This is a genomic window from bacterium (genome assembly GCA_021372775.1).
Lineage (GTDB): Bacteria > Acidobacteriota > Polarisedimenticolia > J045 > J045 > JAJFTU01.
On the sequence record JAJFTU010000398.1, the window covers coordinates 1 to 4462 of the forward strand.

The window sequence follows — 4462 nt, forward strand, 5'->3', positions numbered from 1 at the left end:
GGGTTCTCGCGCCGCGCGCTCGACGCCCTCTGCGCCTACGCCTGGCCGGGGAACGTCCGCGAGCTCCGCAACGTCGTCGAGCGGATCATGATCCTCGAGTCGCGCGACGTGCTGCACCTCGAGGACCTGCCGCCGGAGATCAGGTCCCACGCCGCGCCGCGCCCCGCGGCGGGCGAGGATGGGCCGCTGTTCATGTTGCCGGATCGGGGCGTCGTGCTGGAGCAGGTCGAGGAGTCGCTGGTCCGGCAGGCGCTGGAGCGGGCGAAGGGGAACCGCTCGCGCGCCGCGCGGCTCGTCGGGGTCAGCCGCGACGCGCTGCGCTACAAGATCCGCAAGTTCAAGCTGGCGGACGACTTCCCCGCGCCGAACGGCGGCGACTGACCGCGCCTCTTTCCGCGTCGCCTTTCGGCGACCCGCCGGATCGCGCGGCGGCGGGGCGGTCCCGGCCGGGCGACCGATCCCCGCACCCCTCGCGGGGCCTTTCAGCAGATTCTGGGCAGTGGATCGTCGGCGGGGAAGTCGAGCGGGCGGAGCACGCCGGTCGCGGCGCGCAGGACCACCGGCGCCGACGGGCGGCGCGGCGCGAGGCGGCCGCACGCCGCGGCCCCGCGGCCGTCCTCCATCGCGCCCCAGCGGGCCGCCAGCTCCTCGCCGCGCCCCTCCGGCACGACGGCGACGACGCGCCCTTCGCAGGCCAGCCGCCACGCTTCGAGCCCCAGCACGTCGGCCAGGCCGCGCGTCTCGGGACGCACCGGAATCCGCGCGTCGTCCAGCTCGACCGTCAGCCCGCACGACCCGGCGAGCTCGTGGGCGATCGCGAGCAGACCGCCGCGCGTCGGGTCGCGCATGAAGCGGACGCCGAAGCCGTCGCAGGCCGCGGCGGCGAGGGCGGAGACCGGCGCGCAGTCGGACTTCACGCCGCCCATCCCGCCGAGCTCCTCGCGCGCGGCGAAGATCGCGGCGCCGTGATCGCCGATCGGCCCGGAGACGACGAGCTCGTCCCCCGCGCGGCAACTCGTCGCGCCGGTCGGCGGCGCGTCGAGCAGCTCGCCGATTCCCGACGTCGAGAGGAACATCCCGCCCCCGGCGCGTCCGCGCTCGACGACCTTCGTGTCGCCGCAGACGACGAACACCTCGGCGCGCCGCGCCGCGGCGGCGACCGAGTCGAGCACCGCGCCGAGCGTCGCCAGCGGCACACCTTCCTCGAGGACCATCGTCAGCGAAAGGAAGCGCGGCCGCGCGCCGGAGACGGCGAGGTCGTTCACCGTGCCGTTGACGGCGAGCGAGCCGATGTCGCCGCCGGGGAAGAAGATCGGATCGACGGCGAAGGCGTCGGCGGTGAAGGCGAGGCGCGCGCCGTCGAGGGCGAGCCGCGCCGCGTCGTCGAGCGGGTCGAGCCAGGCGTTCGACAGGCGCGGACGCACGATCTCCTCGATCAACTCCCGTTGCCGCCGTCCGCCGCCGCCGTGCGCCAGCGTGACCACCGCGTCCGCGTCGTTCGTCGCTCCGCCCATGCCGTCCGTCCCTCGCCCGCGGTCAGCCCCGCGGCTCGTCGTCCAGTCCGCGCCACGTCCACGCCGCGCGGCAAGTCCCTTCGTCCCCGACCATGCACGGCCCGACCGCCCGCTCCGGCGTGCAGGCCGTCCCGAACAGCGGGCAGTCGGCCGGCGCGATCCGGCCGAGCAGCACCTCGCCGCAGCGGCAGCCGGCGGGCAGCGCCGGACCGCGCGGCGGCGCCGGCGGGGCGGGGAAGGCGCGGAGCGCGTCGTGCGGCGCGGCGGCCGGCGCGAGCGCCAGCCCCGAGAGCGGCAGCGTCCCGATCCCGCGCCAGTCGGCGTCCTCGGCGACGAAAGCCGCGTCCATCAGGGCGCGCGCCCGCTCGTTCCCCTCGGTCCGCACCGCGCGGCCGTAGACGTTCCCCAACTCGGGCGCGCGGCCGCGGCGGCGCAGCAGCCAAAGGACGGCGGCGAGGACGTCGTGCGGCTCGAACCCCGCGGCGACGGCCGAGAAGCCGAGCCGCTCGGGAAGGAAGCGGTACTCCTCGAGGCCGCGCACGGTGAGGACGTGGCCCGGCAGGATCAGCGCCTCGGCGCGCGCCCGCTTCGCGCCGAGCAGCGCGTCGAGCGCCGGCGGCACGAGGCGGTGCGCCGAGAGGACGAAGAAGTTCGCGGGCGGCGCGCCGGCGAGAAGCGCCGCCACCGGCGCGGCGGTTGTCTCGAAGCCGGGAGAGAAGAAGATCACCGGCCGCTTCGGGGCGCGGGCGGCGAGCCCCGCCGCCTCGGCCGGCCCCTGCACGACCTTGAGGTCGAGCCCCTTGGCCCGCTCCTCGGCGAGGCTCGTGCCGAACGCCGGCACGCGGACCATGTCTCCGTACGTGGCCAGCGTCGCGTCGGCGGCGCGGGCGATCGCCGCGGCGCGCGCGATCTCCTCCTGCGGCGTGACGCAGACCGGGCAGCCCGGCCCGGCGAGGAGCTCGACGTTGCGCGGCAGCAGGGCGCGGAGGCCGGCGCGGGCGATCGTGTGCTCGTGCGTGCCGCAGACGTGCATCACGGCGAAGGGACGCGGGTCGCGCGCCGCCTCCGCGGCGATCGCCGCGGCGAGCGCGCGGACCGCTTCGTCGGCGTTCACGCGCCGGTCCCCTCGGCGGCCGCCTGCATCTCGGCCAAGAGCGTGGTCAGCTCGTCGGCCGCGTCGTCGTCGAGCTGCTGGATGGCGAAGCCGGCGTGGACGAGCAGGCGCGCGCCGATCCGCGGGGCCTCGATCAGGTCGAGCCGGACCTTGCGGCGCAGGCCGCCGATCTCGACGATCCCGTCCCGCGCCCCGTCGGGCGAGGCGGGGGACACCGTAAGCAGCGTCATCGGCACGGCGACGCACATCGGAACGTTCTCCGTCGGGCGTTCCCAAATGAGGCCGAAAGGTCGACCGGGGAGGCCTTAGGAAATATTCTAGTCCTCGAGATGCCGAGAAATAGCCGATCCCGCCGACTCCTGCTGACGCTGCTGTTCGCCGCGGCGTCGGTGACGATTTTCGCCGCGGCCGTCGAACAGAAGGGCGCCGCCTACCGCTTCCTCGGCGTCTTCCGCGAGGTTTGGGCGCTGGTGCGGGAGAACTACGTCGAGCCGGTGGACGAGGCGCAGCTCCTCGACGGGGCGATGCGCGGGATGGCGGCGACCGACGCGGTCGGCGCCTACTACGCCGCCGGCGAGGAAAAGCCGCTGACCGCGCCGCCCGCGCCCGGCCGTCCCGGATTCGAGACGCTGCCCGGCGGGGGCGGCCTCGTCGTCGTCCGCGTGGACGCGGGCTCGCCGGCCGCCAAGGCCGGACTCGAGGTCGGGGACCAGGTCTGGCGGATCGGCGGCAAGCCGGCGCGCCAGACGGCCTGGCCGATGGCCCGGCGGAAGCTGGCCGGACCGGTCGGCGGGCAGCTCGACCTGACGATCCTCGGCGGGCGGGACTTCAAGCTGCGCCAAGTGAAGGTGGCCCTCGAGGCCCCGCAGGGCGCCGGCTACGAGCTCGAACGCCGCGAGGGGCCGGTGGTCCACCTGCGCCTCGGCGACGTCGAGCGGATCGACGCCGCGGCCCTCGGCCGCGATCTCGCGCGGCGGCTGCAGGCCGACCGCTCGGCGACCCTGCTCGTCGATCTCCGCGGCGCGGTGAGCCTCGAGACCGACGCGCTGGCCAAGGTCGTCGGGCTGTTCGCGCCCGGCGCGCCGGCGGCGCGGATCGTGCCCCGCGGCGGGGCGGAGGAGATCGTCCCGGCGGCGCAGGAACCGCGCGCGGTCCCCGAGGGGCGGCGCGTGGTCGCCCTCGTGGACGGCACGACGGCGGGGATCGGCGAGGCGCTGGCGCTGGCGCTCAAGGAACGGACCGGGGCCGCGATCATCGGCCGCACGACCTACGGGATGGGCGGCCTTCCCGAGCTGATCCCGCTCTCCCGCGGCGGCGCGGCGATGGTCGCGACGCGCGAACTGCGCTCGGCGGCCGGGGCGGCGTGGGCCGACAAGGGGATCGAGCCGGACAAGCCGCTGACGGTGCAGCCTTCCGCCTCGGGCGAGGACCGCCGCGACCTGCTGCTCGAGGAAGCGCTGCGGTACGTCCGCGGCGACGGCGCGCCGCGCGACCGGCGGGGCGCGTAGAATCGGGTCCCATGTCCCGCCGCCTCGTTCTCGCCCTTTTCGCCGCGGCCCTCGCCGCGTCCGGCGGAGCGCAGGCCGGCGACGTCCGGACCGGCCAGGCGGCGCATCCGCGCCGCGGCGCCGACTACGCCCGCTATCTCGCCGCGCTCGACGCGGCGGCCGCGGGGCGGCGCGACGAAGCCCGCAAGGGCCTCGAGGCGCTCGCCGCGGCCGATCCCGCGTCCGCCGACGTCCAGCTCAGCCTCTCGCAGGTCTGCCTCGAGGGGGGCGAGCTCGACTGCGCCGAGAAGAGCGCGCGCCGCGCGGTCGATCTCGCGCCCGATTCC

General features: G+C 76.4%; 6 protein-coding genes. 3 read left to right on the top strand and 3 right to left on the bottom strand.

Going from position 1 to position 4462, the window contains the following annotated elements; genetic code table 11:
* The coding region (locus LLG88_13325; GenBank protein MCE5247888.1) for an AAA family ATPase at window positions 1-381 on the top strand (381 nt) is incomplete at its 5' end.
* Between the two features lie 101 nt (window positions 382-482).
* Here the strand turns inward: LLG88_13325 and hypE are convergent.
* Genes hypE through hypC form a run of 3 tightly spaced genes read right to left on the bottom strand, consistent with a single transcriptional unit; the run spans window position 483 to window position 2876 of the window.
* The gene (gene hypE / locus LLG88_13330) at window positions 483-1514 is read right to left on the bottom strand and encodes a hydrogenase expression/formation protein HypE (protein ID MCE5247889.1); all 1032 of its coding nucleotides are present in this window, start codon (window positions 1512-1514) and stop codon (window positions 483-485) included.
* A 22-nt stretch (window positions 1515-1536) separates the two neighbouring features.
* Window positions 1537-2628 carry a hydrogenase formation protein HypD gene (hypD, locus tag LLG88_13335; GenBank protein ID MCE5247890.1) on the bottom strand — a complete coding sequence of 364 codons (1092 nt, stop codon included), beginning with the start codon at window positions 2626-2628 and terminating at the stop codon, window positions 1537-1539.
* Window positions 2625-2876 carry a HypC/HybG/HupF family hydrogenase formation chaperone gene (gene hypC / locus LLG88_13340; GenBank protein MCE5247891.1) on the bottom strand — a complete coding sequence of 84 codons (252 nt, stop codon included), beginning with the start codon at window positions 2874-2876 and terminating at the stop codon, window positions 2625-2627. The genes hypD and hypC overlap by 4 nt, the downstream gene beginning before the upstream one ends.
* 81 nt (window positions 2877-2957) lie before the next feature.
* On the opposite strand from hypC, the gene LLG88_13345 reads away from it, so the two are divergent.
* Together LLG88_13345 and LLG88_13350 are read left to right on the top strand one after the other, a co-directional pair.
* Window positions 2958-4136: a PDZ domain-containing protein gene (locus LLG88_13345; protein MCE5247892.1), complete on the top strand. Its 1179-nt coding sequence runs from the start codon at window positions 2958-2960 to the stop codon at window positions 4134-4136.
* Window positions 4137-4147: 11 nt separating this feature from the next.
* A partial coding sequence (locus LLG88_13350) for a hypothetical protein (GenBank protein MCE5247893.1) occupies window positions 4148-4462 on the top strand: 315 nt, incomplete at its 3' end.

Bases quoted from the DNA above. Each gene is read 5' to 3' on its own strand.
- hypE (MCE5247889.1), bottom strand. From the start codon at position 1,514: ATGGGCGGAGCGACGAACGACGCGGACGCGGTGGTCACGCTGGCGCAC.
- hypC (MCE5247891.1), bottom strand. From the start codon at position 2,876: ATGTGCGTCGCCGTGCCGATGACGCTGCTTACGGTGTCCCCCGCCTCG.
- LLG88_13345 (MCE5247892.1), top strand. From the start codon at position 2,958: ATGCCGAGAAATAGCCGATCCCGCCGACTCCTGCTGACGCTGCTGTTC.